Origin of the sequence: Spirochaeta thermophila DSM 6192, assembly GCF_000147075.1 — a bacterium.
Lineage (GTDB): Bacteria > Spirochaetota > Spirochaetia > Winmispirales > Winmispiraceae > Winmispira > Winmispira thermophila_A.
The window spans coordinates 817,036-842,881 of the sequence record NC_014484.1; the positions used below are offsets into that span (position 1 = coordinate 817,036).

The following is a 25,846-nucleotide window of genomic DNA, read 5'->3' on the forward strand; positions in this document are numbered from 1 at the left end:
TACGCCGGAAACGGCGATATATGAGGTGTGAGTACAGAGAAGCCGTCTCCCAGGAAGAGAAGCGGGGGGGCCCGATCCCGCGGCCGAAGGAAGCCCGCGAGAAAGCGTGCAAAGGCGAAGAGGGGCGCGAAGGGCTTCGGCCTCGTGTGGTTTCTCCTCGGCCTGCTCGCGGGCGCGGTCGCCGTATGGGTGGTGGCGCCTCCCCGTCCGGTGCCGTCCCCTCTCCCCACACCCCTCCCTTCCCCCTCACCCCTTCCCAGCGCGGTCCCCACGCCCTCCCCCACCCCTCGGGTGGAGGGGGTCCTCTACCTCATCATCGACGATGCGGGGTATTCCCTCGAACAGGTGGAGCCCTTCCTCTCCCTTCCCTTCCCGCTCGCGGTCTCCGTGCTCCCGGGTCTCCCCCTCTCGGGGGAAGTGGCCCGTAGGGTGCGGGAGGCCGGCAAGACCCTCTTCCTGCATCTCCCCATGGAGCCCGAGGGGAATGAAGACCCCGGTCCGGGGGCCCTCTATGTCTCCATGTCCCGGGCGGAGATCGAGCATGTGATCGCGGAGGACCTCGCCTCGGTCCCCGGGGTGCAAGGTGTGAACAACCACATGGGCTCGCGTTTCACCAAGGACCCTTTACGAATGGAGTGGATTCTTAGTATCCTTGCGGCCGGCGGTCTCCTGTTCGTCGACAGCAGGACCACGCCCGAGAGCGTGGTGAGGGAGACGGCCTTCAGGCTCGGGGTGCCTGTGATGGAGCGGGACGTGTTCCTGGACAACGAGCAGACCGCAGTCTACGTGGAACAGGCCTTCATGCACGCCGTGCAGATCGCCAGGAGGCGTGGGAGGGCGGTGGCCATAGGCCACGTGTGGACGCGGGTCCTTCCCGGCGTGCTCGGCCGCATGGCGGATCGCGCCAGGGATGAGGGCGTGATCCTGGGGGACATACTGGAGGTACTGGAGCGGCGATGAGGATAGTGGGTATAGAGACCTCGTGCGACGAGTGCGGGGTGGCGGTGGTCGAAGACGGACGACGCATCCTGAGCAACGTGGTGGCCACCCAGATAGAGTTCCACAAGCCCTACAGCGGGGTGGTGCCGGAGATCGCCTCCCGGAAGCACGTCGAATGGATAGAGGATGTCTACCTCAAGGCGCTCGATGAGGCAGGTGTGGCCCAGGAATCCCTCGATGCGGTGGCCGTGGTGAACCGGCCGGGGCTCGTGGGAGCCCTCGTGGTGGGTGTGTCCTTCGCCAAGGCCCTCGCCTATGGGCTCGGGAAGCCTCTCGTCGCAGTGGACCACATCAAGGCCCACCTCTATGCCCCCCTGATGGAGTTCGATATCCCGTATCCGTTCCTGGGACTCCTCCTCTCGGGTGGACACACGGTGATCGCAGAGGTGCAGGGCTACGACGAGTTCAGGGTGCTCGGTACCACCATAGACGATGCGTGCGGCGAGGCCTTCGACAAGGTGGCCAAGCACTACGGATGGGGATATCCCGGCGGTGTGGTGATAGACCGCCTCGCCCGGAAGGGGAACCCGGAGGCGTGCGCCTTCCCCGACCCCTCTCTCCACAAGGGGAGACACCGGTACGATGTCTCCTACTCGGGACTCAAGACCGCGGCCATCCATCAGCTCGACCAGTTCTGGAACCCCGAGTACCCCAGGACCGACGAGAACCTCGCCGCGGCCTTCCAGAAGGCGGCCATCGACATGATCCTGAGACGGCTCGAGCTCGCGGTGGAGGATACGGGTATCCGTCGGATCGTGGTGGGCGGTGGGGTGGCCGCCAACTCGTATCTCAGGAACGCCCTCGGTGCCAGGACCGACTGGGACGTCTTTTTCCCCTCTCTCCCGCTCTGCGGCGACAACGGTGCCATGGTGGCGGGTATCGCCTATCACTACGCGCGGGAGGGGAAGTTCGCCGCCCTCGATCTCGACGTCCATGCGCGGGTCGAGGCCTTCAAGCCCTATGCCGGCACATGAGTTCCGGCTGGGGTGAAACTCATCGACGGAGGGGTGATATGTCCTTCGATCTCGACGCGAGAATCCGCAAGGTGCCCGATTTCCCCAAGCCGGGCATCCTGTTCTACGACATCACGAGCATCCTCTTGGATCCTGAGGCCTTCTCCTACTGCATCGAGCGGATGGTCGAGCGGTACAAGGACCGCCCTGTCAACGCGGTGGCAGCCGTGGAGTCCCGGGGGTTCCTCTTCGCCGCGCCCTTTGCCCACAGGATGGGGCTTCCCCTCGTCCTCGTGAGGAAGAAGGGCAAGCTTCCGGGCAAGACGCGGGCACGACGGTTCCAGCTCGAGTACGGGGAGGACGTGATCGAGGTCCACGAGGCCGACGTGCACGAGGGGCAGCGCATCCTCCTGGTGGACGACCTGGTGGCCACGGGAGGCACGCTCAAGGCAGCGGCGGAACTCCTGGTCGAGTGTGGGGCCGAGGTGGAGGAGATCTTCTGCGTCATCGGACTCCCCTTCCTCAAGTTCAGGGAGTATCTCGCCGGCATCCCCGTCACCACCCTCATCGACTACGAGCACGAGTAGGGGCTTGACACGGGGAAAGGTTTTTTGTAGATTCTGGTAAGATTCATTCCCCGGTGGTGTAATGGTAGCACCGCAGACTCTGGATCTGCTTGTGGGGGTTCGAGTCCTCCCCGGGGAACGGAGACATGGCCCCTTCGTCTAGTGGTTAGGACAGGAGATTCTCATTCTTCAGGCAGGGGTTCGACTCCCCTAGGGGCTATATCCGGCGGCTGCCGGATTTTTTTTAGGATTTTCTGCATAAATATGCAGAAAATATCGCATAAATATGCAATAGGAGCCAGTAATGGAAGAACGCTGTGCCCTGGTCCTGGAAGACGGGATGGTCTTCTACGGCACCTCCTTCGGTGCCCCCGCCCTTCCGATCGAGCGCCTCACCCCGGGGCTGAAACCGCTCGAAGGGGTGGGAGAGGTGGTGTTCAATACCGGGATGGTGGGATACTTCGAGATCCTCACCGATCCCTCGTATACCGGACAGATCGTGACCATGACCTATCCCCATATCGGGAACTACGGGGTGGATGAGGCCTGGTGCGAGAGCGGTCCGGAGGAGGGACGACGTAAGGTGAAGGCCGCAGGTTTCGTCATACGTTCGCTCTACGACGGACCGGTTCCCGAGGGGCGCATGTCCCTTCACGAGTACCTCGCCTCACAGGGGATTCCCGGCATCACCGGCGTGGATACCCGTGCCCTCACCCTGAGACTCCGCGACGGCGGGAGCCCCTTCGGCGTCATCGTGGCCGTGCCCCACGGGAGGGAGAGGCTCAACGACGAGGAGCGGACGAAGGTGGTGGAATACCTCACGAGTATCCCCCACATGGAGGGGGCGAACCTCATAGGGTACGTGGGCACGCATCAGGTCGTGGACCTGGAGGGCCGGCGGCCTCCTCACTTCGCGGTGATCGACTGCGGGATCAAGGCCAACATCATACGGGAGCTCAAGGCCCGCGACGTCCAGGTGACGCTCTTCCCCAGTTCCGTGGGGGCCGACGAGCTCCTCAAGCCCGAGTTCGACGCCGTGCTCTTCTCCAACGGCCCAGGCGACCCGGCGGTGCTCACCGAGCAGATCGACCTCGCCCGCTCCCTCATCGGCAAGAAGCCCCTCTTCGGCGTGTGCCTGGGTCACCAGATCATCTCCCTCGCTTTCGGCGCCAAGACCTACAAGATGAAGTTCGGCCATCACGGTATCAACAACCCGGTGCGCGACGAGTTCACCCGCCGGGTCTTCGTCACCTCCCAGAACCACGGGTTCGCAGTGGACGAAGAGACCCTCCCCGACGACCTCCTCGTCTGGTTCAGGAACGCCAACGATGCCACGGTGGAGGGAGTCGCCCACAAGGACCTCCCGGTGAAGGCCTCCCAGTTCCACCCCGAGGCAGGACCCGGCCCTCACGACTGTTCCTGGATCTTCGACGAGTTCATCAGTACCGCCCTCAGGGCGAGAAAGGAGTAGCCCGTGCCGGCACGGAAGGACATCTCTTCGGTACTCATCATAGGTTCAGGTCCCATCGTGATAGGCCAGGCCTGTGAGTTCGACTATTCCGGAACCCAGGCCGTGAAGGCCCTCAAGGAGGAGGGGTACCGGGTCATCCTCGTGAATCCCAACCCCGCCACGATCATGACCACTCCCGGCCTCGCCGACGTGGTGTACATGGAGCCGCTCGAGGTTCCCTACCTCGAGGAGATCATCAGGAAGGAGCGGCCTGACGCCCTGCTCCCCACCATGGGAGGGCAGACGGGCCTCAACCTCTCGGTGGAGCTCTACGAGGCGGGGGTGCTCGACCGCTACGGGGTCGAGCTCATCGGCGCGAACGTGGAGGCCATCAGGAAGGCCGAGGACCGGGGGCAGTTCAAGGAGGTGGTGACGAGCATCGGCCTGGATGTGCCCCGATCGGCGATGGTCAAGAGCCTCCAAGAAGGACGGAAGGTGATGGAGGAGATCGGCTTGCCCTTGGTGATCCGGCCGAGCTTCACCTTGGGCGGCAAGGGAGGGAGCATCGCCTCCACGCCCGAGGACTTCGAACTCCTCCTGGAACGGGCCCTCCTCGAGAGCCCGGTCCACGAGGCCCTCATCGAGGAGTCGCTCCTCGGATGGAAGGAGTTCGAACTCGAGGTGATGCGTGACCATATGGACAATGCAGTGATCGTCTGTTCGATAGAGAACATCGATCCCATGGGCGTGCACACCGGTGACAGCGTGACCGTGGCTCCCATCCAGACCCTCTCCGACTGGGAGTACCAGAAGATGCGGACCGCCGGGATAGAGGTGCTGCGGGCCATCGGCGTGGACTGTGGGGGATCGAACGTGCAGTTCGCCGTACGGCCGGACACCGGGAGGATGGTGGTGATAGAGATGAATCCCCGCGTCTCTCGGTCGAGTGCCCTCGCGAGCAAGGCCACGGGCTTCCCCATCGCCCGGTGTGCCGCCAAACTCGCCGTGGGGTATACCCTGGACGAGGTGATCAACGAGATCACGGGGAAGACGGTCTCCTGCTTCGAGCCGGCTCTCGACTACGTGGCGGTGAAGGTTCCCCGGTTCGAGTTCGACAAATTCCCCTCGGAGTACGAGGAGCTGGGCACGCAGATGAAGTCGATCGGCGAATCCCTCGCCCTGGGGAGGACCTTCGCCGAGGCCTTCAACAAGGCCTGGCGTGCGGCCGAATACGGATTCGAGGGACTCCAGGAGCTTCGTGGCGTGAGTGACGAGGACCTCGACCGGATGCTCCACTTCCTCCACCCCAGGAAGTTCTTCGCCATCTACACCGTGCTCCGACGGGAGGGGAGAGGGGCGGTCCCCTATCTCGCGGAGAAGACCAAGGTGGATCCGTGGTTCCTCTTCGAGATGGCCCGGGTGGCCGAGTTCGAGAACGAGCTCGAGCGTGAGCGCACGCTCACCCCGGAACGCCTCCTCCAGGCGAAGCAGTACGGACTCACCGACAGGCGCATCGCCTCGCTCGTGGGGATGCGCGAGGAGGAGGTGAGCGCCATGCGGGATGCCCATGGCTTCAGGGCCTCCTACCACTTCGTGGACACCTGTGCCGGGGAGTTCGAGGCCCAGACCCCCTACTTCTACAGCACCTATGGCGAGATCGACGAGGGCGGTGATGCCGGTGAGGAGAGCGTGATCATCATCGCCTCCGGGCCGAACAGGATCGGACAGGGGCTCGAGTTCGACACCTGCTGTACCCTCGCCACCATGGCCTACCGGGAGCTGGGGAAGAAGGCCATCATGGTGAACTCCAACCCCGAGACCGTGTCCACCGATTTCAACGTCTCCGACAGGCTCTACCTGGAGCCTCTCTCCCCGGAAGATGTGGGGGAGATACTCAAGAAGGAGAGGACTAAAAAGGTCGTCGTCCAGCTCGGCGGCCAAACCCCCCTCAACATGGCCGAGGCCCTCGAGGCGGCAGGCGCCGAGATCGTGGGGACGCCGGTGCGGGGTATCAAGGAAGCGGAGGACCGAGGGTTTTTCGCCGATCTCGTGCGTCGAGTGGGGCTCAACCAACCGGCCAACCGCGCCGCCCGCACCCTCGAAGAGGTGCGCGCCTTTGCCGAGGAGATTGGCTATCCGGTCCTCCTCCGTCCCTCCTTCGTCCTGGGCGGGAAGAGCATGTTCATCGCCTTCTCACCCGACGAACTCGAGGAGTTCCTCAGGAGGGGGGTGGAGATCTCTCCTGATCGTCCGGTGCTCGTGGATCAGTTCCTCGAGGATGCCTTCGAATACGACGTTGATGCGGTCTCCGATGGGGAGAACGTCTACATCGGGGGGATCATGCAGCATATCGAGGCGGCGGGCATACACTCCGGCGATTCCGCCTGCGTCTTCCCCCCGTACAAGTCGAACCCCGAGGTGCTCACCCAGATGAAGGAGGCCACGGTGAAGATCGCCCGTGAGTTGGGGGTGAAGGGGTTCCTCAACATCCAGTATGCGGTGAAGGACGACGTGCTCTACGTGCTCGAGGTGAACCCCAGGGCCTCCCGGACCGTACCCTATCTCTCCAAGGCCTCGGGGGTGAACATGGTGAAGGCCGCGGTGAGGGTGTGGGAAGGGGAGGACCTCAAGACCCAGGGGCTTGTCGGAGAGGACGGTGTGGGCGAAGGACGGTGTGTGGTGGGCTGGGCGGTGAAAGAGGCCATGTTTTCGTTCGACCGATTCCGCACCGTGGACCCCATACTCGGGCCTGAGATGAAGTCCACCGGCGAGGTGATAGGGATAGGCCGCACCTTCGGAGAGGCCTTCGCCAAGGCCCAGCTGGCGGCGGGAAACACCCTTCCCACGAAGGGACGGGTGTTCGTCTCGGTCCACGATGCCGACAAGGCGACGATCCTGCCTATCGTGAAGGAACTCGTGGAGCTCGGGTTCGAGATCGCAGCCACGAGAGGGACCGCCGACTTCCTCTATCGACACGGTATCTTTTCGGAGGTCCTCCTCAAGCTCCACGAGGGGCATCCGAATGTCGTCGATCACATGAGGAGGGGCCGGATCCATCTGGTCATCAACACCCCCCTCGGTCGATTCTCCCAGCGGGGGGACGAACACATCCGCATAGAGGCCTTGAGGAGGAAGATCCCCTATACCACCACCACGTCCGCGGCCAAGGCGGCGGTGGAGGGGATAAAGTATCTCCTCTCCGGTGAAGTCCGGGTGCAGGAGGTGACGAAATTCGAGTGAGTTTTTTGCGCCGGAGGTGTTGACAAAAAAGAGGGAGTCGGGTATAGTCACCCTCGCATTCGCAAGAGCGAGCGGATGTAACCCGCTTGACAAAGTGAATGAAAAGGCGCATACTATAAAACTGCGCTGTGGAATTGTGTTCTTTGGCAGAAGGTAGCGAAGGGGAGGTTGAGTAAGGGTGTGATGGAGACGAAGTGGTCGTACTGCTGCGTTGGGTAGTGGTACGGCATGAGGTAAGGTTTGAGCTAGAGAAGGAGAACCGCACTCTTCGGAGTGTGGTTAAGAGAATGATGGAGAGTTTGATCCTGGCTCAGAACGAACGCTGGCGGCGCGTCTTAGGCATGCAAGTCGAGCGGTAGGGTGGTGCTTTGCACCACCTGAGAGCGGCGGACGGGTGAGTAACACGTAGGTGACCTGTCCTCAGGTTGGGGATAGCCCGTGGAAACACGGGGTAATACCGAATGGCCTCCTTTGGCTGTGGCCTGAGGAGGAAAGGCCCGATAAGGGTCGCCTGAGGAGGGGCCTGCGGCCCATTAGCTAGTTGGTGGGGTAACGGCCTACCAAGGCGACGATGGGTAGGGGGTCTGAGAGGATGGCCCCCCACACTGGGACTGAGACACGGCCCAGACTCCTACGGGAGGCAGCAGCCAAGAATCTTCCGCAATGGGCGAAAGCCTGACGGAGCGACGCCGCGTGGGGGAAGAAGGCCGGAAGGTTGTAAACCCCTTTTCCCAGGGAAGAATAAGGGCGGGAGGTAATGCCCGTCTGATGACGTTACCTGGGGAATAAGCCCCGGCTAACTACGTGCCAGCAGCCGCGGTAATACGTAGGGGGCGAGCGTTGTTCGGAATTACTGGGCGTAAAGGGGGCGCAGGCGGCCTGGCAAGTCTGGTGTAAAAGGCTACGGCTCAACCGTAGTGTGCACCGGAAACTGCTGGGCTGGAGTCCCGGAGGGGGAGCTGGAATTCCCGGTGTAGGGGTGAAATCTGTAGATATCGGGAGGAACGCCGGAGGCGAAGGCGAGCTCCTGGCCGGAGACTGACGCTGAGGCCCGAAAGCGTGGGGAGCGAACAGGATTAGATACCCTGGTAGTCCACGCCGTAAACGATGTGCACTAGGCGTTGGGCCTTGGAGGCTCGGTGCCGAAGCTAACGCGTTAAGTGCACCGCCTGGGGAGTATGCCGGCAACGGTGAAACTCAAAGGAATTGACGGGGGCCCGCACAAGCGGTGGAGCATGTGGTTTAATTCGATGATACGCGAGGAACCTTACCAGGGCTTGACATCTACCGGGCGGCTGCAGAGATGCAGCTTCCCCGCGAGGGGCTGGTAGACAGGTGCTGCATGGCTGTCGTCAGCTCGTGCCGTGAGGTGTTGGGTTAAGTCCCGCAACGAGCGCAACCCCTGCCGTCTGTTGCCATCGGGTGAAGCCGGGCACTCAGGCGGGACTGCCGGTGACAAACCGGAGGAAGGTGGGGATGACGTCAAGTCATCATGGCCCTGATGCCCTGGGCTACACACGTGCTACAATGGCCGGTACAGAGGGAGGCGAAGCCGCGAGGCGGAGCAAATCCCAGAAAGCCGGTCTCAGTACGGATTGGAGTCTGAAACCCGACTCCATGAAGGTGGAATCGCTAGTAATCGCGCATCAGCCATGGCGCGGTGAATACGTTCCCGGGCCTTGTACACACCGCCCGTCACACCACCCGAGTCGGGGGTACCCGAAGCCGGTAGCCTAACCCGCGAGGGAGGGCGCCGTCGAAGGTACGCCTGGTGAGGGGGGTGAAGTCGTAACAAGGTAGCCGTACCGGAAGGTGCGGCTGGATCACCTCCTTTCTGAGAGAAAGACACCCTGAAAGACCTCCCTTCGCTTTTTCTCGTGGAACGAGTGTGGGCCTGTAGCTCAGGTGGTTAGAGCGCACGCCTGATAAGCGTGAGGTCACTAGTTCAAATCTAGTCAGGCCCACTGTGGATAAGCGTGGCAGCGTGTGCTGCACGCATTCTGTTCTTTGGCAGAGGGTAGAGAAGGGGGGAGGGGAGATATGGTCAAGGAGATAAGGGCCTATGGTGGATGCCTCGGAGCCGCTCGGCGAAGAAGGGCGTGGTAAGCTGCGAAAAGCCACGGGGAGGGGCACACACCCTGAGATCCGTGGATTCCCGAATGGGGTAACCCGGCGGGCTGGAGGCCCGTCACCTATGGACTGAACACATAGGTTCATAGGAGCGAGACCCGGGGAACTGAACCATCTCAGTACCCGGAGGAAAAGAAATCAAGATGAGATTCCCTGAGTAGTGGTGAGCGAAAGGGGAGGAGCCTAAACCATGCTGGTGTAGAAGGTTCGGGCCGTTGCCAGCATGGGGTTGAGGGGCCGTTCTGGAGGGAGCCCGGAATCCCTCGCGCAGTTACCAAGCACCCGGCTAGTGGAATGGTCTGGGAAGGCCAGCCAGAGAGGGTGAAAGCCCCGTACACGAAAGCTGAGGTGCCTGCGTGGGAACGGTACCCGAGTAGGTCGGGACCCGAGGAAGCCCGACTGAATCTGGGGGGACCACCCTCCAAGGCTAAATACGAGGCGGCTACCGATAGTGGAGAAGTACCGTGAGGGAACGGTGAAAAGAACCCCGGGAGGGGAGTGAAAGAGAACCTGAAACCATAGGCCTACAAGCAGTCAGAGCCCGCGGAAGCGGGTGATGGCGTGCCTTTTGCAGAATGAGCCTGCGAGTTGCTGTTGCAAGCGAGGTTAAGGGACAGGAGTCCCGGAGCCGTAGGGAAACCGAGTCTTAAGAGGGCGCTAGTTTGCAGCAGTAGACCCGAAGCCGGGTGATCTATCCATGGCCAGGTTGAAGCTGGGGTAACACCCAGTGGAGGACCGAACCCTAGTCTGGTGAAAAAGGCAGGGATGAGCTGTGGATAGGAGTGAAAGGCTAAACAAACCCGGCGATAGCTGGTTCTCGCCGAAATAGCTTTAGGGCTAGCCTTGCAGTTGACTGTAGCGGAGGTAGAGCACTGGATGGGCTAGGGCCCTTCACCGGGTACCAAACCCAACCAAACTTCGAATGCCGCTACAGGCTCTGCGGGAGTCAGACTACGGGCGACAAGGTTCGTGGTCGAGAGGGGAACAGCCCAGACCGCCAGCTAAGGTCCCCAAACCGTGCTTAGTGGGAAAAGAGGTGGGGCGGCGAAGACAGCCAGGAGGTTGGCTTAGAAGCAGCCATTCCTTAAAAGAGTGCGTAACAGCTCACTGGTCGAGTCGCCCTGCGCTGACAATGTAACGGGGCTATGCACGGTACCGAAGCTGCGGGTCGACACCTGTTTGAGGGTGTTGGCGGTAGGCGAGCGTTCCGCGTACCGATGAAGGTGTGCCGTAAGGCATGCTGGAGGGGGCGGAAGTGAGGATGCAGGCATGAGTAACGAAAAGAGGGGTGAGAATCCCCTCCGCCGAAAGCCTAAGGTTTCCTGAGTAAAGGTCGTCTGCTCAGGGTTAGCCGGCCCCTAAGGCGAGGCCGAAAGGCGTAGCCGATGGGAAACGGGTTGATAATCCCGTGCCTCTCACAGTTTCCGAAGGGGTGACGCAGGAGGCGAAGCCGGGCCGGGGGATGGTAGACCCGGTGTAAGCGAGCGAGCCTGAGAGGGCGGTAGGCAAATCCGCCGCCTGAGGTGAGCCGTGAAGCCGAGCCCTGTAACAGGGGCGAAGCCGGTGTAGTCAGACTGCCGAGAAAGAGCCTCTAGGGGTAAGCTGTGAGAGACCGTACCGGAAACCGACACAGGTAGGCGGGATGAGCATTCCAAGGCGCGCGGGAGAACTCGCGTTAAGGAACTCGGCAAACTACCCACGTAACTTCGGGAGAAGTGGGGCCTCTGGTGGGTGGCGTAAGCTGCTTACTGGGGGTTGCAGAGTCCAGGCCCAAGCGACTGTTTACCAAAAACACAGGTCTCTGCGAACTCGTAAGAGGACGTATAGGGACTGACACCTGCCCGGTGCCGGAAGGTTAAGGGGATCCGTGAGCCTTTGGGCGAAGCGGTGAACCGAAGCCCCGGTAAACGGCGGCCGTAACTATAACGGTCCTAAGGTAGCGAAATTCCTTGTCGGGTAAGTTCCGACCCGCACGAAAGGTGTAACGACTTGGGCGCTGTCTCAACGCGAGACCCGGTGAAATTGAAGTATGGGTGAAGATGCCCATTACCTGTGGCTAGACGGAAAGACCCCGTGAACCTTTACTGCAGCCTGGCATGGGGACTTTGCATGGCATGTGTAGGATAGGTGGGAGGCAGGGAAGCCTGTGCGCCAGCACAGGTGGAGCCGTCGGTGAAATACCACCCTTGCCATGTAGGGTTTCTAACATCTGCCGTGATCCGGTAGGTGGACAGTGTCAGGTGGGCAGTTTGACTGGGGCGGTCGCCTCCTAAAGGGTAACGGAGGCGCGCGAAGGTCACCTTGCGCTGGTTGGAAATCAGCGTGGACGTGCAAGGGCATAAGGTGGCCTGACTGCGAGACCGACGGGTCGAGCAGGCGCGAAAGCGGGTCCTAGTGATCTGGCGGTACCGAGTGGAAGGGCCGTCACTTAACGGATAAAAGGTACTCCGGGGATAACAGGCTGATCCTGCCCAAGAGTCCACATCGACGGCAGGGTTTGGCACCTCGATGTCGGCTCATCGCATCCTGGGGCTGGAGCAGGTCCCAAGGGTTCGGCTGTTCGCCGATTAAAGCGGTACGTGAGCTGGGTTCAGAACGTCGTGAGACAGTTCGGTCCCTATCTGCCACAGGCGTTGGATGGTTGAGGGGGTCTGCTCTCAGTACGAGAGGACCGGAGTGGACGGACCTCTGGTGTACCAGTTATCGCGCCAGCGGTAGCTGCTGGGTAGCCAAGTCCGGAAGGGATAACCGCTGAAGGCATCTAAGCGGGAAGCCCACCCCAAGATGAACCATCCCTGGCACGTTATGTGCCCTGAAGGAGCGAGGGAGAAGACCTCGTCGATAGGCTGGCGGTGTACGCGTGGTAACACGTTCAGCCGACCAGTACTAATCCTCCGTGAGACTTGACCGTATCTTCCTGATCCCCTTTCCTCTGCCAAATAATGGAATCCATTGCCTGGTGACTCGAGCGGAGGGGCAACACCCGTTCCCATTCCGAACACGGAAGTTAAGCCCTCCAGCGCCGATGGTACTGCCCCATAAGGGGTGGGAGAGTAGGCCGTCGCCAGGCTCTTTTTTTGCTGGAATACGACGTGCCCCACCTCTCGGTGGGGCTTTTTCCATAAAAAAACGGCATGCTCCCTCCGGAAGCATGCCGTGCCCCTCCAGGGGGTCACTGATCATAAACCACACTTCTCTTTTCGGTCCGTTTCCCCCTGAGTTTAGAGTTTTTTCGCCATTTCACGAGCTCGTTCTATTTCAGTGCGATGGAGGACGACACCTTCTCTGATCTTCTGATAGATGATCCTGGAGTTGCCGAGCACGTGTTCCAGCGCCGGTTCGTCGGAGAGCCTGTCCACGATATCCTGGAGCAGGAATCCCACGAGGTCTCTCAGGGGATGGGTATAGATCCGGCCGTCCACCCCCTCCAGGGATGAGAAGATCTCCTGGGCATGCTGGGGGGTACCGTCCCAGGTGTCGAGCGTTTTGAGCCCCTGTTCGAGGAGGAAATCGAGATCGGAAAGACCTTCGAGGAGGTGGTCATAGATCGCGCAGGCCATCTCCCCCGTCTTCGTGTCCGGAGTGTGAGGGGGAAGATCGACGGAGAGGACCTCTCGTATGCGCGCGTCGACCTGTTCTCGAACAGGGGGGAGTCCCAGGATGTCCTCGGGGGGAAATTGTTCCATTCCATCGATCGGGAGGCCAGGCCCGGTGATACGCGCGCTCTTCACCGTGCTCTCGGGGAGGTGGAGCGAAAACCAGGATGCGTAGAGCTTCATCCTCGCATTGGTGATGAGTGGAGAAGCTCCCTCGGTCTTGACGATGTCGGCTCTCGCCTCCCAGAGTCCGAGCGTCTCCTCCTGAATGGGTTGATTGAGCCTCCAGGAGGTCGAGTGGCGGAGCCTCTCGTAGAGCGAGCCGCGGTAATAGGTCCTCCCCCCGGGAAAGGCGAGGTCGAGGCCGGCGCAGAAGATCCTGTTGCTCCCGATGTATCGGCAGAAGTCCCATGCCGTGGTGGAGACCGAGCCTCCTGCGCCGAGTCGGGCGCGGAACGGGATCCACCGGGAGAGATAGGCGGCGAGGGGGGAAGGGGATGCGGTGAAGAGGCTCCGGGATGCGTGCCTCCTGATCAGGGAGGGGTAGACCGCAGGGTCCATGATAAAGAGGGAGGTTCCCCGGTCCATGTGATCGAGGTGCCGGATGTTCCAGTACTGAGGGTCCACGATGACGACGAAATCGGGTTCCACCCCGTGTGCCACGGCCCATCCGAAGGCGGTGTCCGTGGTCACCACGATGCAGCGCCTCGCGAGCTCGGGAAGGAGGGAGCCGATCTGATCCAGGGTGGGTCCCGCTGCCAGGAGGAGGGTGGGGTAGGGGAGTTCGTTCTGGAGGAGTTCGATCCCCCTCCCGTAGAGGAGCCAGGGAAGGTTCACGAGGAGGTTGCGGATCCACCTCCTCCCGAAGCGTTCGATGGTGAAACGGTTGATTCTCCTCGTCTCCCGGATGCGGTTCACGAGTGAGGCGAGACGGGCGGCTTCGTCCGGGAAGGCATGGGCATAGGCCGGGAGGGAGTGAAAAAAGATCTTCTCCGATCCTTTCCCCAGGAGGTCGTGATAGAGACGGTGTGGCACATCGGGGGAGGGGAGGAGGATCTTCACGCGATCGGAGGAGAGGATACGGGTGAGGGATCTCACCCGCGCGGCATGGAGGAGCACCTCCGGGGCGGGTTCCAGCACCCAGGCCTCGCCGTAGTGGTTCTTTTCCAGGAAGGCCTCCAGGTGGTAGCCGAGTCCGAATCCGAGGAAGACCACGACCTGGGCATGGCGGAGTTCGGGCCGATGCTCGAAGAGCCGAGCGGCTTCCTTCTCGGGCGCTCTGCTGCTGTGTACCACACGGCCCGCGAGTAGGAGGGTGGGGATGGCTCCCTCCTGGAGCTCCACAGGGACGGAACCGGATCGTTCGAGCAGGGACAGGTGTTCCCGGGGAAGGAGGCGTTTGAGTGCCTCAAGATTGGCCGTGAAGGTGTCCATTCCTACTCCAGTTCGAGGATGAGCCGCATACCGGGGCTGTAGGGTGTACCCGGCGGGGGGTCCTGTCGGGTCACCCATCCAGAGCCCCTGATGATCACTTCGATATCCTCTCTCAGGAGGAGAGGGATGAGGTCCCTTTTGGAGAGGCCTGTGAAGTCGGGGATCTCATCTCCGATCTCGGGGAGTCTCTGCAAGAGGGGGGTCACGTGGCCGGTACCGACGAGCGTGGTCCGATTCCCCGTGGGAAGGGGGAGGTAGTCCCGGAGAAAGGCGGCGATCTCCCGTACCACCGGGGCCGCGATCCTTCCACCGTAGTAGCTGTCCCCATGCGGGGTGTCGATCACCACATAGACGATGACCCGCGGGTCGTCGGCAGGGAGGAGGGCCAGGGTGGAGGCCACGAAAGCGGTCGCGGAGTAGCGCCCGGTCTCGGGGTCCACCTTCTGGGCGGTACCTGTCTTGGCCGCGATGGGAAGCTGCTCCAGGGCGGCTCGTCTCGCGGTGCCCCGCTCCACGGCTTCTCTCATGCCTTCCAGTATAAGGGCCGCGGTGCCGGCCGAGAAGATCCGGCCTGCGGGTTCGGGTCCCATCTCCTCGATCACGCTTCCGTCGGACGAGAGGACCTTCTTCACGATACGGGGTCTGAGCATCACGCCGCCGTTCGCAAGAGCGGTGGCCGCCTGGATCATCTGGATCGCCGTCACCCCTATCTCCTGCCCGATCGCGATGGTGGGTTTGGATCTGAGTGACCAGAGACGCGGCGGCTGCAGGACCCCTGCACTCTCCCCGTTGAGTCTGATCCCTGTCCTGGAACCGAATCCGAGCCTCGTGAGCATCTCATAGAATCGCTGGCGATCCACGGTGTCCGAGGCATAGGCAGCTCCGGCGTTGCAGGAGTTCGCGAGGATGTCCTGTATGGTCTCGGTCCCGTGGACCCCGAGGCATCTGATACGGATGGGGGGAGAGACCGAGGCGTTTTCGTAGAAGCCGTTGCAGAAGAAGGTGCTCTCCCGGGAAGCTCCTCCCAGTTCCACGATGCTGGCGAGGCTGAAGATCTTGAACACGGAACCGGGCTCGTACACCGCCGAGACAGGGTAATTGAAGCGTTCCTTGTCCGTTGCCTCGGGATAGTGGTTGGGATCGAAGTCGGGTAGCGCGGTGTAGGCGAGAATCTCGCCTGTGAGGGCGTCCGCCACCAGGATCATCACCGAGTCAGCCTGTTCCTCCTCCTGTATCCGGCGGGCGATCTGGTCGGTCTTGTGCTGGATGTTCACGTCGATGGTGAGGACCACCTGATTGCCCGATGCTGCGGGGCTCTCGAGGGGGGATGACATGAGGGTCCTGTCCATGGTGTATTCTATGCCGTCGAGTCCCCTGCTGTCGGTACCGGCGAAACCTACGGCGTGTGAAGCGAGTCGCTTGAAAGGATAGATCCGTACGAATTCGGGCTGGAGGGAAAAGCCGGGAAGGGATCCGGCTTCCAGGAGTCCCTTGATCTCCTGCTCCTCAGAGGGGGAGATCCGACGTTTCACGTAGAAGAACCCCGGGTATCGCTGGATGAGGGAGAGGAGCTCTTCCTCACTCGTCTCCAGTATGGGCGAGAGGAGACGGGCCGCCTCTTCCGGTCGAGTGATCGAAGGTTTCCATGCGGTGAGAGCAGCCAGACGTGTCTGCATGGCGAGGATCTCCCCATTCCTGTCGAGGATGGGGCCTCGTATGATGGAGCGGGAAGGAGCCGATTCCTGGGGGGAACCTGAGAGCATGAGGTGGGCGTAGCGACCCACGAGAAGCACGCCCCAGATGCCGATGAGGGTGAACACCAGGATGTCGCGCCAGCCAAGTCTGGAACCGATCATTGCCATCCTACCCTAGCACGATTGAGCTGTCCGTCTCAATCGATATGGATGGATCTCCGTGTAAGGTAACGATCCCTCCCTGTCGATATCAGAGAGAGGAGGGGATCGATGCAACGAACGTCGTTCTACATGGAAAGCACCTATGTGAAGCCGGGTCTCCCCCGGAAGAGGCGTGTCCCTGATCGCATCCCGGGGTCCCGGATCAGGATGGTGGGCCACCTCCCTTCCGTGGAGAGGCGTACTCGTCCGGGGCGGGTCCTGTTGCATCGGGTGTGGGAGCGCATCACCTCCTCTGACCTCTGCAGGAGGGGGGCGCTCTCGGTGATGACCGTGTCGTTGGCGCTCAGTCTTTTCTTCTTCATCGCTCCTTCCCTCTCCTCCGTGACCGTGTCGATTCCCGTGGCAGAATCACACGAGGATATCTCGGAGATCCTCCGTTCGTACGTACGAAGGGAGGAGCATCCTCCCGCCGATATCCTCGAACCCGTCGATCCTTCCCTCTTCTCGAGACTCTCCATCCGTAGTTATACGATACAAGAGGGGGACACGCTCTACGATGTGGCGAGGCGTTTCGGGTTGCGAATGGACACCCTCGTGAGTTTCAATACCATAGACGATGTGAGGCGTATCCCCGTGGGGGCGCAGATCCAGGTGCCGGATAGGGACGGCCTCCTCTATACCGTGCGGCGGGGGGATACGCTCGAAGGGTTGAGCGGACGATTCGGGGTCTCACTCGCACGGATCCTCGATGCGAACGATCTCGACTCCGACGTGCTCACGCCAGGACAGAAGCTCTTCATCCCCGGTGCCCGCATGACTTCCTTCGAGCTCAAGAAGGCTCTGGGAGAGCTCTTCATCTTTCCCCTGCGGGGGAGGATCTCATCGGGGTTCGGTATACGCCCGGATCCGTTCACCGGGGTGCCGAAGTTCCACAATGGGATCGATATCCCCGGTGATGTGGGGACTCCTGTGTATGCAGCACTCGGGGGGAGGGTGGTGCAGACGGGGACGCATCCGATCTATGGGAAGTACGTGATCCTCTCTCATCCCGATGGGTTTCAGACCCTCTATGCCCATCTCTCGCGGATCAGGGTCGAGAAGGGAGCCTACGTCTCCCAGGGGGGAAGGGTCGGTGATGTCGGAAACACGGGGTACAGTACGGGACCCCACCTCCACTTCTCGATATTCAAGTATGGAAAGGCGGTAGACCCGCTTCGATATCTTCATTAAAATAGGACGACGATTCGAGGAGGGATGGAATGCGACGACTGGCCATCGTACTCGTAGTGTTGTTCGCCGTGGTGACGTTGGTGAACGTGTATACGAGTGAGCTCTCCCGTACTGCCCATAGCGAAGAGCCCGCTCAGGCGGCCGCCAGTGTGGTGGACGGCTGAGGCGGGCTTCCTCGGCACCCGGTGGTTCCCTCCTATCTCCCGCAGCAGTGCTTGTACTTCTTTCCGCTCCCGCAGGGGCAGGGCTCGTTCCTTCCGATCTTCCGCCCGGTCCGGCGTACGGTCGCCTGGGCCGGTTGGGCCGCGCGGGGAGGGGTGCTCATGCGTTGGCGCGTGGGTGCCCCCGCCGGCTGGAGTACGCTGAAGTCCTGGTGTACGGCCTGGATGCGTTGAGGTCGGCGCGCGCCGGTCCCCACCGGAGGGCGTTCCTCGATACGGAGGAGGAGGAGCTTCCGCGCAATGCCGGCCCTGATCCGATAGATCATCTTTTCGAAGATCTCGGATCCTTCGAGCTTGTATTCGAGGAGAGGGTTCTTCTGCCCGTACACGCGTAGGTACACCGCTTCCCGGAGCGCTTCCATCTGCTCGAGGTGTTCCTGCCATCCCTGGTCGATGTTCCTGAGGTACTCGAATCTGAGGAAGAGGTTGAGGGCCTCTTTGCCCGCCTTTTCTTCCTTCTCTCTCAGCTCCCTATCGATGAGGGTGAGCAGGTGATCACGGAGGGCTTCCTGTGTGAAGGGGATGTCGTCCGGAATGGGGGGGGCGTAATAGAGGTGTTCCTGGAGCGTACGGAGCAGGAGGTCCGGCGAGGGGTGCGGGTCTCGGAATACGTGTTCCAGGGCTTCGTCCACGAGGTCTTCGATGGCCGTGCGGACCCGGTCGAGGAGGTGGGTGTCCGTGAGGATGTCGTCCCTCTGGGCATAGATGAACTTTCGCTGTTCGTTGAGTACGTCGTCGTATTCGAGGAGGTGTTTCCGGATTTCGAAGTTGCGCTCCTCGACCTTCTGTTGGGCCCGCTCGATGCTCCGGTTGATGAGGGGATGATTGATGGGTTCGCCGGGCTGCATGCCCACCCGGACCATCATCTGCTTGAGATTGCCGCCGCCGAAGAGGCGCATGAGGGAGTCGTCCATGGAGATGAAGAACCTGGAGCGACCGGGGTCCCCTTGCCTCCCGGAGCGTCCGCGCAACTGGTTGTCGATGCGGCGCGACTCGTGACGCTCGGTACCGATGACGTAGAGTCCTCCCAGGGCCTTGACCTCTTCGTAATCGCGCTCCCATCGCTTGAGCTCTTCCTCGTAGGCGGCGAGGTAGTCCTCCGGGGCGGCGTCCGTGCCGCATCGTTTGCGGGCGCGGAACTCGGGGCTCCCTCCGAGTTTGATGTCGGTACCACGGCCGGCCATGTTGGTGGCGATGGTGACGGCGCCTTTCGCTCCCGCCTCCGCGATGATGAGGGCCTCACGGGCGTGGTTTTTCGCGTTGAGGACTTCATGGGGGACGCCGCGTCGTTTGAGCATGGTCGACAGTGTCTCGGATTTCTCTATGGAGATGGTGCCCACCAGGATGGGCTGGCCTTTCCTGTGGACCTCCACGATCTCGTCGCAGATGGCGTTGAGTTTCTCCTCCTCGTTGAGGAAGACGAGGTCGTCGTCGTCGATCCGTCGCACGGGTCGGTTGGTGGGGATGACCACGACCTCGAGGCCGTAGATCTTGGCGAACTCTTTGGCCTCGGTTTCCGCGGTGCCGGTCATGCCGGCGAGTTTCTCGTACATGCGGAAGTAGTTCTGGAAGGTGATGGTGGCGAGGGTCCGGTTGCGCTCGGCCACGCGGATGCCTTCCTTTGCCTCGAGGGCCTGGTGGAGTCCGTCGGAGTAGCGGCGTCCATGGAGGATGCGGCCCGTGAATTCGTCGACGATCTGCACCTGTCCCTCTTTGACCACGTAGTCGACATCCTTGTGGAAGAGGAAGTGCGCCCTGCACGCCTGGGTGACATAGTGGATGTATTCGAAGTTCTCCTCGGAGAAGAGCGATCCCTGGATGACCTTGTGTCGCAGGAGGAGTTCCTCTATGCGTTCGAGACCGCGGGTGGTGAACATGACCCGCTTGCCTTTCTCGTCGATCTTGTAGTCTCCTGTCTCCTCGAGGTATTCGCCGGTCTCGGGATCCTTCTCGCACTCCTGGAGGAAAGGGACGATCCGGTTGGCGTCGAGGAATTTGCGGCGGTCGTCTTCAGCCGGGCCTGAGATGATGAGGGGGGTACGGGCCTCGTCGATGAGGATGGAGTCTATCTCGTCCACGATACAGTAGACGTGCCCGCGCTGGACCTTTTGAGAGATGTCGTAGCACATGTTGTCACGCAGGTAGTCGAAGCCGAATTCGTTGTTGGTCCCGTAGGTGATGTCCTTGGCATAGGCCTCTTTCCGTGCGGCGGTGTCCATCTGCGAGAGGATGGCGCCCACCGAGACGCCGAGGAGGTCGTAGACGGGTTTCATCCAGTTGGCATCGCGTTCGGCGAGGTAGTCGTTCACCGTGACGATGTGGACGCCTCTTCCTGTGAGGGAGTTGAGATAGGCGGCCGGGACGCTCGCGAGGGTCTTCCCCTCACCGGTCTTCATCTCGGTGATCTTGCCCTGGTGGAGGACGATGGCACCGAGGATCTGTACGTCGTAGAGGCGTTCGCCGAGCTTCCGTCTGGCGGCCTCACGTACGAGGGCGAAGGCTTCGGGGAGTATGTCGTCGAGGGTGCGGCCTGCCTGGATCTGCTGTTTGAACTCCCGGGTCTTCTCGGCAAAGGCGTGATCGGGAAGCGATGTCGCCCATGACTCGCGTCTGTTCACCTCGTGAAGGAGGGGGAGGAGGGCCTTCACGTCGCGTTCCCGTTTGGTTCCGAAGAGGCGTTCGAGTATGCTCATGGTTTTAAGCTATCGCTTTGAGGGGATAAGGTCAAGATTGACAGGGAGATAGGCCACGGTTAGTATAAGCTGGTAATGAAATTGTCATGGTTCTACAGGGCGGCGGCGGGGGGGGTCTTCCTCCTCGTGATGGCATGCGGGAGAACGCAGGTGGTGGAGCTCCCGATGGAGAACGTGATCCACCTCCCGTTCGGTCGGCTCGAGGACGAGGTGAGTTTTTTCCCCTTCGCCGGGGACGTGGCGGCGAACGATGTGAATCTCGCGGTCCGGGAGGGGAGGTTCTTCGTGGGTAATGCGAGTGCCGCCAAGGTGATGGAGTTTTCGTCGTACGGTGAGCTCCTGCGGTTGTGGTACAATCCGGCCAAGAATCCCCCGCCGGGGATGCTCTCGCAGGTGGGGGACAGGTCGAGCCCCAGGAAGGCCTTTCCCTACGGTTTCGTGCAGAACGAGAGTCTGGCCGTGACGTCGCGGATGGAGCTCCTGGTTGAGGATGCCCTTCCGCCTGAGCGGGTGGAGCGCGACGAGGAGCGGGGGATGGTCTTCAATCAGGTGGTGGTGCGGTTCGCCGAGGACGGGTCGTACCGCGATTATCTCGGGAGGGAGGGTGTCACAGGGGCTCCGTTCCCCTACGTCGAGGGGGTGTACGTGGTGAAGGGGGACGAGGTGGTGGTGGTGTGTCGGGTGGGGGCTTCCTGGGAGGTCTACTGGTACGACAGGGAGGGGAAGCGGCGGTGGTACCGCTCGTTCGGTCTGGACAGGTTGCCCCTGCCGTCGGGGGTCCCCGTGGAACGGGTGGTGCCGTCCATCGCCGGGGTGGTGCCCGATATGGATGGGGAGGGGGTGTTCGTGAAGCTGGATTACTTCATCGAGGGGGTGGACGAGGAGACGGGTACGGTGTGGGGGATCGAACGGTACGTGAGCAGGGTGTACTGGTACAGTTTCTCGGAAGGGCGCTACCTCTCGTTCTACGAGCTTCCGGAGGAACGGCTTTTTTCGGAGGAGCGTGTGTTCGCGAGGAGGGATCAGGCGGTGCCGGTGCCGTACGATTTCGTGGGGGTGGGGCCTGGTCAGCACTTGTTCTTCGTGAAGAGGGAGGAGGGGGAGGAGGGACTCTCCCTCAGGGTGGTGGATGCGGTGACTCTCGTGGCGAGGGACTTCCGGCTGGAGATGCCTCGGGCCGAGCCGGTGTACGTGCGTTTCACCGTGACGCCGGAGGGGATGCTCGCGGCGTTGGTGGTGTCGGCGGGGGGGGTCGATTTGTTCTGGTGGAGGACGGATCGTTACCTCGTGTCGGGGGGTGGATGATGAGGCCGCTCGTCTCCGTGGAGGGTGCCCGGCGGGTGGATGCCCGGACCCGGGAGGAGTATGGGGTGCCTGAGCTGGTGCTCATGGAGCAGGCGGGGATGCGGCTCCATGAGGTGTTCCGGGAGGTGGCGGGGGAGGATGGGCCTGTGGTGTATGTGTGCGGGTCGGGGAACAATGGGGGGGATGCGATGGTGATGGCGCGGTGGGCGTGGTTGGAGGGAAGGCGGGATGTGCGGCTGGTCCTCAGGGCGCGGCGGTTCTCGGAGGCGGGGAGGGTCCAGGCGAGGGTGCTCGAGCGGTTGGGTGTGCCCGTGCTGGTGTGGGAGGAGGAGAGGGAGGAGGTGAGGCGGGTGTGCAGGGAGGCGGGGTGGGTAGTGGAGGGGGTGTTGGGGGTGGGGGCGAGGGGGGGGGCTCGCGGAGGATGTGGTGGAGTTGTTCAGGGTGGTGGGGGAGGGTGGGGCGAGGGTGTTTTCGGTGGATGTGCCCGGCGGGGTGGGTTGTGAGGGGGGGGTGAGGGCGGATGTGACGGCGATGGTGGGGGTGGGGAAGTGGGAGGTGTTGGTGCCGGCGTGGCGGGAGCGGGCGGGGGAGCTCCGGGTGGTGCCGATAGGGTTTCCTCCGGAGGTGGTGAGGGAGGAGGCCGAGGGATGGTGGCTCGAGCCGGGGGATGTGGGGGGTCTGGTGGGGAGGGTGCGGGCGGCGTCGCACAAGGGGGAGAGGGGGCGTGTGGGGGTGTGGGCGGGGAGCAGGGGTCTGGCGGGTGCGGCGTTGCTCTCGGCGAGGGCTGCGGCGAGGACGCCCGCAGGACTGGTCTACCTCTGTTGCGACGAGGAGGTGTACGGGCTTCTGGGGGGGCTGGGGGGTGGGGTGGTGGTGCGGCCGGGCGATGAGGGGGTGCGGGTGGATGCGGCGGTGGTGGGGCCGGGGTGGGGAAGGGGGGAGGAACGGGTGGGGCAGCTGGCCGCGATCCTCGGGCGCTGCGGGAGGGGGGTGATCGATGCGGATGGGCTCGAGGCCCTCGCCCGGTTGCGGGACGGGGAGGGCCGGCTCGATCTGGGGGGGAGGTGGGTCCTCACGCCGCATCCCGGAGAGTGCGCGCGTCTTGCAGGGTGTACGGTGGAGGAGGTGCTCGACGCGCCTGGGCGGGTGTGCGGGGAGCTCGCGCGGGGGTTGGGTGCGGTGGTGGTCCTGAAGGCGCACACCACGTGGGTGGTGGGGCCTTCGGGAAGGGTGTGGGTGTACGACGGGATGTGCGCGCCGTTGGGGACGGGAGGGGCGGGGGATGTGCTGGCCGGGGTGATAGGGGGGCTGTTGGCGCATGGGGTGGGGGTGGAGGAGGCAGCGTGTGCGGGGGTGGTGGCGCATGGGGAGGCGGGGAGGCGCTTGTTCGCGCGCAGGGGATGGTTCGGAGCGGAGGACGTGGTGGGGGAGGTGGGGAGCATCTTGAAGGATCTGGGGGTCGACTATGGCTGACCGGGAAGGAAAGGATCTTCCCCCCTCCCTCCCCCACGAGGAGGAGCTCACCTTCCGCTACAGTCGGGAGGAACGCCTCTCCATGGCTCCCCCCCGCGATGGATCCCGTATCGACTCCCGTCCCTTCTGGAGGAACACCTCGCTCATGATCCTCCTCCTCGACGTGGTGGTGATCGTCATCATGGCCCTCATCTACCATTTCTTCCTCGCTCCCAGAGACTGGGAGGTCATCGCCTCGGGATACGTGTGGAGGCTCGAGGCCGTCTCCTATCAGGGCCGGATCCTGGGCAGTGTGAAGGTGAGGCGGGATGATGAGAGGGTCGTGCCGGTGCAGGTCTTGGGATATGCTGGATTCCAGAAGGAGGAGCTGTCCTCTTCGGGGGAGCCTCTCTTTTCGGGAATCGCGGGAGAGGGTGAGGGGCCCTGGGTGTTCACCTTTTCGCTTCCGCTTCCCGAATCGGATAGCCAGAGTCCAACGATTTATGTATTATTACAGGTGGGACAGGAGACCTTCCTCCTCTCCCGGGAGCCTAGAAGGATAGACTAGCGAAGGAGGTCCATGATGTTGCAATTCTACGCGCTTTCCGTGCTCACGAACTTCATGAGCGGGATCATCCTGGCCCAGGAGACGTTCTCGGAGCGTACGGGTATCACCGCGTTGTTCAATCCCGAGGTGCTGAGGAGCAAGACGTTCCTCCTCGTGTGGGGAATCCTCACTGCGGTGACGGGGGTCTTCAAGATCCTTTCGGTCACCGAAGGGGACGTCATCATCGTAGGGGATCTCCTCCCGGCCATCGCCGGTCTCGCATCCGGTATCGCCCTTCTCCTCATGTTCTACCGGGAACGGCGGACCCCGAGTGAAGGCGCCGAGGTGGGAAGCGATGCGGTGGATAGGATCGACGCCCTTCTCTCGCAGAACAAGACCCTGGTGGGCGTGCTCTCGGTGGTGGCCGCGCTCCTCCACTTCCTCTTCCCGAGGGTGCTCTTCCTCTGATGGAGGAGCGGCTCACCACTGCTGGCGTCCTGCTGAGGGGAGGGAAGGTCCTCCTCGCCCTCCGGAGGGAGGGGGGATCGGTGGGTGGGTTGTGGGAGTTCCCCGGAGGCAAGGTGCGCCGCGGGGAGGCTCCGGAGGAAGCGCTTGCCAGGGAACTGCGTGAGGAGCTGGGCCTCGAGGTGGAGGTGAGGGAGTGCATCTATACGGGAAGCTTCAGAAACGGCGAGGTGAGGTATACGCTCCTGGGTTTCCTCGTCGAGGCGGAAGGGGAGCCCCGGCTCAACGACATGCATGCCGAGCTCCGGTGGTGGGATCTGGTCTCGGTGAGGGAAGAGCTCCTCGTCCCCTCTGACAGGCCGCTCCTCGAGGCCCTCCTCTACAGGTCGAAGGAATGACCTAGATCACGGTGCCGGACGGGATGACCTGGTTCTTGGTGATCACGATGATGTTGTCACGGATGTGGTAGCTCCCGTAGTCGCCGTTCCTGCGTTCCTTTGGATCCACCCCTATCCTGCAGTTGTCTCCGATGCGGGTGTTCTTGTCGATGATGGCGTTCTTTATGTGACAGTTCCGCCCTATTCCGATATGGGGGATCCCTTTCCGTACATTTTCCTCTTTCTGGGCGGGTGTCTCGTAGAGATCGGCCCCCATGCACACCACTCCTTCGAGTACCGAGTGGTCTCGTATCACGGTCCTTATCCCGATGACCGAACGGCTGATCGAGGCGTTCTTAATGATGCACCCTTCGCCTACCAGCGAGGTGTCGATCTTCGTATTGAGAAACTTGCAGGGGGGGAGGTGTCTCATCCGGGTGTAGATGGGGGAGGTCTCGTCGTAGAGGTCGAACTCCGGATACTCGGTGGCAAGGGCGAGGTGTGTCTCGTAGAACGATCGTATGGTCCCGATATCGACCCAGAACCCGGTGAAGACGTGGGAGTAGACCGCATATTCCCTCACCGCAGCCGGGATGAGTTCCTTCCCGAAGTCGGTGTAGGGGCCCTCCATCATCTTCTCGAGCACTTCCGCCTTGAAGAGGTAGATGCCCATGGAGGCGAGGTAGTGTTTCCCCTGTTCCCTGTGGGAAGGCGGCACGATCTGTGAGCTCTTGAGATGTTCGGTCTCTCCCCTCGGATCGGGCTTCTCTTCGAAGGCCTTCACCCTGTAGGACTCGTTGCTCACGATGATGCCGTAGCGCCCGATGTCTTCCCTCCGGACCGGGGTCACGGCGAGAGTGATGTCGGCGTCGCGCTCCACATGGAATCTGAAGAACTCCCTCAGGTCCATCCGGTAGAGCTGGTCGCCGGAGAGGATGAGGTAGTGGGAGGGGTTTTGCGTCCTAAAGTGGTGGAGGTTCTTCCGTACCGCGTCGGCGGTGCCCTCATACCAGCCTGCGTGGGAAAAGCCCTGTTCCGCGGCGAGGATCTCCACGAAGCCCCTGCTGAAGCTGTCGAACTGATAGGCCTGGGCGAGGTGGAGGTGCAGTGATGCGGAGTTGAACTGGGTGAGGACGTACACCTTCCTGAAGCCGGAATTGATGCTGTTGGAGAGGGGGATGTCCACGATACGATACCGCGCTGCGAAGGGCACGGCGGGTTTCGAACGCTCCTTGGTGAGGGGGTACAGGCGCGTCCCCTTCCCCCCCCCGAGGATGATGGTGAGCACGTTTTCCAATGCCTCTCCTCCCTTCCTGCTGAAAGATACCTTCC

General features: G+C 62.2%; 17 protein-coding genes, 3 tRNA genes and 3 rRNA genes. 19 read left to right on the forward strand and 4 right to left on the reverse strand.

Annotated features, from left to right (window positions below):
* Positions 1-27: 27 nt before the first annotated feature.
* The 11 genes from STHERM_RS03615 to rrf all read left to right on the forward strand — a co-directional run bounded on the left by STHERM_RS03615 (position 28) and on the right by rrf (position 12,408).
* Positions 28-960, forward strand: a complete 933-nt coding sequence (locus tag STHERM_RS03615; RefSeq protein WP_071650329.1) for a divergent polysaccharide deacetylase family protein — start codon at positions 28-30, stop codon at positions 958-960.
* Entirely contained in the window at positions 957-1,973 is a 1,017-nt protein-coding gene (gene tsaD, locus STHERM_RS03620) for a tRNA (adenosine(37)-N6)-threonylcarbamoyltransferase complex transferase subunit TsaD (RefSeq protein WP_013313532.1), read from the forward strand. Before STHERM_RS03615 ends, tsaD begins: the two co-directional genes overlap by 4 nt.
* A gap of 38 nt (positions 1,974-2,011) precedes the next feature.
* The gene (locus STHERM_RS03625) at positions 2,012-2,539 is read left to right on the forward strand and encodes an adenine phosphoribosyltransferase (RefSeq protein WP_013313533.1); all 528 of its coding nucleotides are present in this window, start codon (positions 2,012-2,014) and stop codon (positions 2,537-2,539) included.
* A gap of 47 nt (positions 2,540-2,586) precedes the next feature.
* Positions 2,587-2,657: transfer RNA gene (locus STHERM_RS03630), tRNA-Gln, on the forward strand.
* A 9-nt stretch (positions 2,658-2,666) separates the two neighbouring features.
* Positions 2,667-2,738 (forward strand) — tRNA-Glu (locus tag STHERM_RS03635).
* A gap of 84 nt (positions 2,739-2,822) precedes the next feature.
* Positions 2,823-3,989: a glutamine-hydrolyzing carbamoyl-phosphate synthase small subunit gene (carA, locus tag STHERM_RS03640; RefSeq protein WP_013313534.1), complete on the forward strand. Its 1,167-nt coding sequence runs from the start codon at positions 2,823-2,825 to the stop codon at positions 3,987-3,989.
* A gap of 3 nt (positions 3,990-3,992) precedes the next feature.
* Complete coding sequence (gene carB, locus STHERM_RS03645; protein ID WP_013313535.1) at positions 3,993-7,208, forward strand: carbamoyl-phosphate synthase large subunit; 3,216 nt, start codon at positions 3,993-3,995, stop codon at positions 7,206-7,208.
* A 287-nt stretch (positions 7,209-7,495) separates the two neighbouring features.
* Positions 7,496-9,042, forward strand: a 16S ribosomal RNA gene (locus STHERM_RS03650).
* Positions 9,043-9,098: 56 nt separating this feature from the next.
* Positions 9,099-9,172 (forward strand) — tRNA-Ile (locus STHERM_RS03655).
* 78 nt (positions 9,173-9,250) lie between these two features.
* Positions 9,251-12,249: ribosomal RNA gene (locus tag STHERM_RS03660) — 23S ribosomal RNA — on the forward strand.
* 44 nt (positions 12,250-12,293) lie between these two features.
* Positions 12,294-12,408, forward strand: a 5S ribosomal RNA gene (rrf, locus tag STHERM_RS03665).
* Together the 16S, 23S and 5S rRNA genes with 1 tRNA gene alongside form the textbook arrangement of a ribosomal RNA operon.
* Before the next feature lie 151 nt (positions 12,409-12,559).
* Here rrf and STHERM_RS03670 read toward each other — a convergent pair.
* Both STHERM_RS03670 and STHERM_RS03675 read right to left on the reverse strand, forming a co-directional pair.
* Positions 12,560-14,368, reverse strand: coding sequence for a 6-hydroxymethylpterin diphosphokinase MptE-like protein (locus STHERM_RS03670; RefSeq protein WP_041623219.1), 1,809 nt, complete (start codon positions 14,366-14,368; stop codon positions 12,560-12,562).
* A 2-nt stretch (positions 14,369-14,370) separates the two neighbouring features.
* A complete protein-coding gene (locus STHERM_RS03675) occupies positions 14,371-16,224 on the reverse strand; it encodes a penicillin-binding protein (protein ID WP_013313537.1) in 1,854 nt (617 codons plus the stop codon).
* A 108-nt stretch (positions 16,225-16,332) separates the two neighbouring features.
* Here STHERM_RS03675 and STHERM_RS03680 point away from each other — a divergent pair, with 108 nt between their 5' ends.
* Positions 16,333-17,454 (forward strand): peptidoglycan DD-metalloendopeptidase family protein, encoded by a 1,122-nt coding sequence (locus tag STHERM_RS03680; protein WP_013313538.1) that lies wholly within the window; start codon positions 16,333-16,335, stop codon positions 17,452-17,454.
* 29 nt (positions 17,455-17,483) lie between these two features.
* Positions 17,484-17,618, forward strand: coding sequence for a hypothetical protein (locus tag STHERM_RS12525; RefSeq protein ID WP_013313539.1), 135 nt, complete (start codon positions 17,484-17,486; stop codon positions 17,616-17,618).
* 32 nt (positions 17,619-17,650) lie between these two features.
* Here the strand turns inward: STHERM_RS12525 and secA are convergent, their stop codons facing one another.
* Positions 17,651-20,368 (reverse strand): preprotein translocase subunit SecA, encoded by a 2,718-nt coding sequence (gene secA / locus STHERM_RS03685; protein WP_013313540.1) that lies wholly within the window; start codon positions 20,366-20,368, stop codon positions 17,651-17,653.
* Positions 20,369-20,443: 75 nt separating this feature from the next.
* On the opposite strand from secA, the gene STHERM_RS03690 reads away from it, so the two are divergent.
* From STHERM_RS03690 to STHERM_RS03715, 6 genes are read left to right on the forward strand one after another with little or no spacing between them, the layout of a single operon-like run.
* Positions 20,444-21,673 (forward strand): LIC_12708 family protein, encoded by a 1,230-nt coding sequence (locus STHERM_RS03690; protein ID WP_013313541.1) that lies wholly within the window; start codon positions 20,444-20,446, stop codon positions 21,671-21,673.
* Positions 21,673-22,176 (forward strand): NAD(P)H-hydrate epimerase, encoded by a 504-nt coding sequence (locus STHERM_RS12640; RefSeq protein WP_013313542.1) that lies wholly within the window; start codon positions 21,673-21,675, stop codon positions 22,174-22,176. Before STHERM_RS03690 ends, STHERM_RS12640 begins: the two co-directional genes overlap by 1 nt.
* Positions 22,100-23,146, forward strand: coding sequence for an NAD(P)H-hydrate dehydratase (locus STHERM_RS03700; protein WP_148223862.1), 1,047 nt, complete (start codon positions 22,100-22,102; stop codon positions 23,144-23,146). The genes STHERM_RS12640 and STHERM_RS03700 overlap by 77 nt, the downstream gene beginning before the upstream one ends.
* Positions 23,139-23,693 (forward strand): hypothetical protein, encoded by a 555-nt coding sequence (locus tag STHERM_RS03705; RefSeq protein ID WP_013313544.1) that lies wholly within the window; start codon positions 23,139-23,141, stop codon positions 23,691-23,693. The genes STHERM_RS03700 and STHERM_RS03705 overlap by 8 nt, the downstream gene beginning before the upstream one ends.
* 15 nt (positions 23,694-23,708) lie before the next feature.
* Positions 23,709-24,140, forward strand: a complete 432-nt coding sequence (locus tag STHERM_RS03710) for a hypothetical protein (RefSeq protein WP_013313545.1) — start codon at positions 23,709-23,711, stop codon at positions 24,138-24,140.
* Positions 24,140-24,535: a (deoxy)nucleoside triphosphate pyrophosphohydrolase gene (locus STHERM_RS03715; RefSeq protein WP_013313546.1), complete on the forward strand. Its 396-nt coding sequence runs from the start codon at positions 24,140-24,142 to the stop codon at positions 24,533-24,535. Before STHERM_RS03710 ends, STHERM_RS03715 begins: the two co-directional genes overlap by 1 nt.
* Position 24,536: 1 nt before the next feature.
* Here the strand turns inward: STHERM_RS03715 and STHERM_RS03720 are convergent, their stop codons facing one another.
* The gene (locus STHERM_RS03720) at positions 24,537-25,811 is read right to left on the reverse strand and encodes a glucose-1-phosphate adenylyltransferase (protein ID WP_013313547.1); all 1,275 of its coding nucleotides are present in this window, start codon (positions 25,809-25,811) and stop codon (positions 24,537-24,539) included.
* Positions 25,812-25,846 lie beyond the last annotated feature (35 nt).

Excerpts from the sequence above, each read along its gene's own strand:
- STHERM_RS03690 (WP_013313541.1), top strand. The coding sequence starts at position 20,444 with ATGAAATTGTCATGGTTCTACAGGGCGGCGGCGGGGGGGGTCTTCCTC.
- STHERM_RS03675 (WP_013313537.1), bottom strand. The coding sequence starts at position 16,224 with ATGATCGGTTCCAGACTTGGCTGGCGCGACATCCTGGTGTTCACCCTC.
- secA (WP_013313540.1), bottom strand. The coding sequence starts at position 20,368 with ATGAGCATACTCGAACGCCTCTTCGGAACCAAACGGGAACGCGACGTG.
- STHERM_RS03680 (WP_013313538.1), top strand. The coding sequence starts at position 16,333 with ATGCAACGAACGTCGTTCTACATGGAAAGCACCTATGTGAAGCCGGGT.
- STHERM_RS12525 (WP_013313539.1), top strand. The coding sequence starts at position 17,484 with ATGCGACGACTGGCCATCGTACTCGTAGTGTTGTTCGCCGTGGTGACG.
- carA (WP_013313534.1), top strand. The coding sequence starts at position 2,823 with ATGGAAGAACGCTGTGCCCTGGTCCTGGAAGACGGGATGGTCTTCTAC.
- STHERM_RS03705 (WP_013313544.1), top strand. The coding sequence starts at position 23,139 with ATGGCTGACCGGGAAGGAAAGGATCTTCCCCCCTCCCTCCCCCACGAG.
- STHERM_RS03715 (WP_013313546.1), top strand. The coding sequence starts at position 24,140 with ATGGAGGAGCGGCTCACCACTGCTGGCGTCCTGCTGAGGGGAGGGAAG.
- STHERM_RS12640 (WP_013313542.1), top strand. The coding sequence starts at position 21,673 with ATGAGGCCGCTCGTCTCCGTGGAGGGTGCCCGGCGGGTGGATGCCCGG.
- STHERM_RS03710 (WP_013313545.1), top strand. The coding sequence starts at position 23,709 with ATGTTGCAATTCTACGCGCTTTCCGTGCTCACGAACTTCATGAGCGGG.
- STHERM_RS03625 (WP_013313533.1), top strand. The coding sequence starts at position 2,012 with ATGTCCTTCGATCTCGACGCGAGAATCCGCAAGGTGCCCGATTTCCCC.
- tsaD (WP_013313532.1), top strand. The coding sequence starts at position 957 with ATGAGGATAGTGGGTATAGAGACCTCGTGCGACGAGTGCGGGGTGGCG.
- STHERM_RS03670 (WP_041623219.1), bottom strand. The coding sequence starts at position 14,368 with ATGGACACCTTCACGGCCAATCTTGAGGCACTCAAACGCCTCCTTCCC.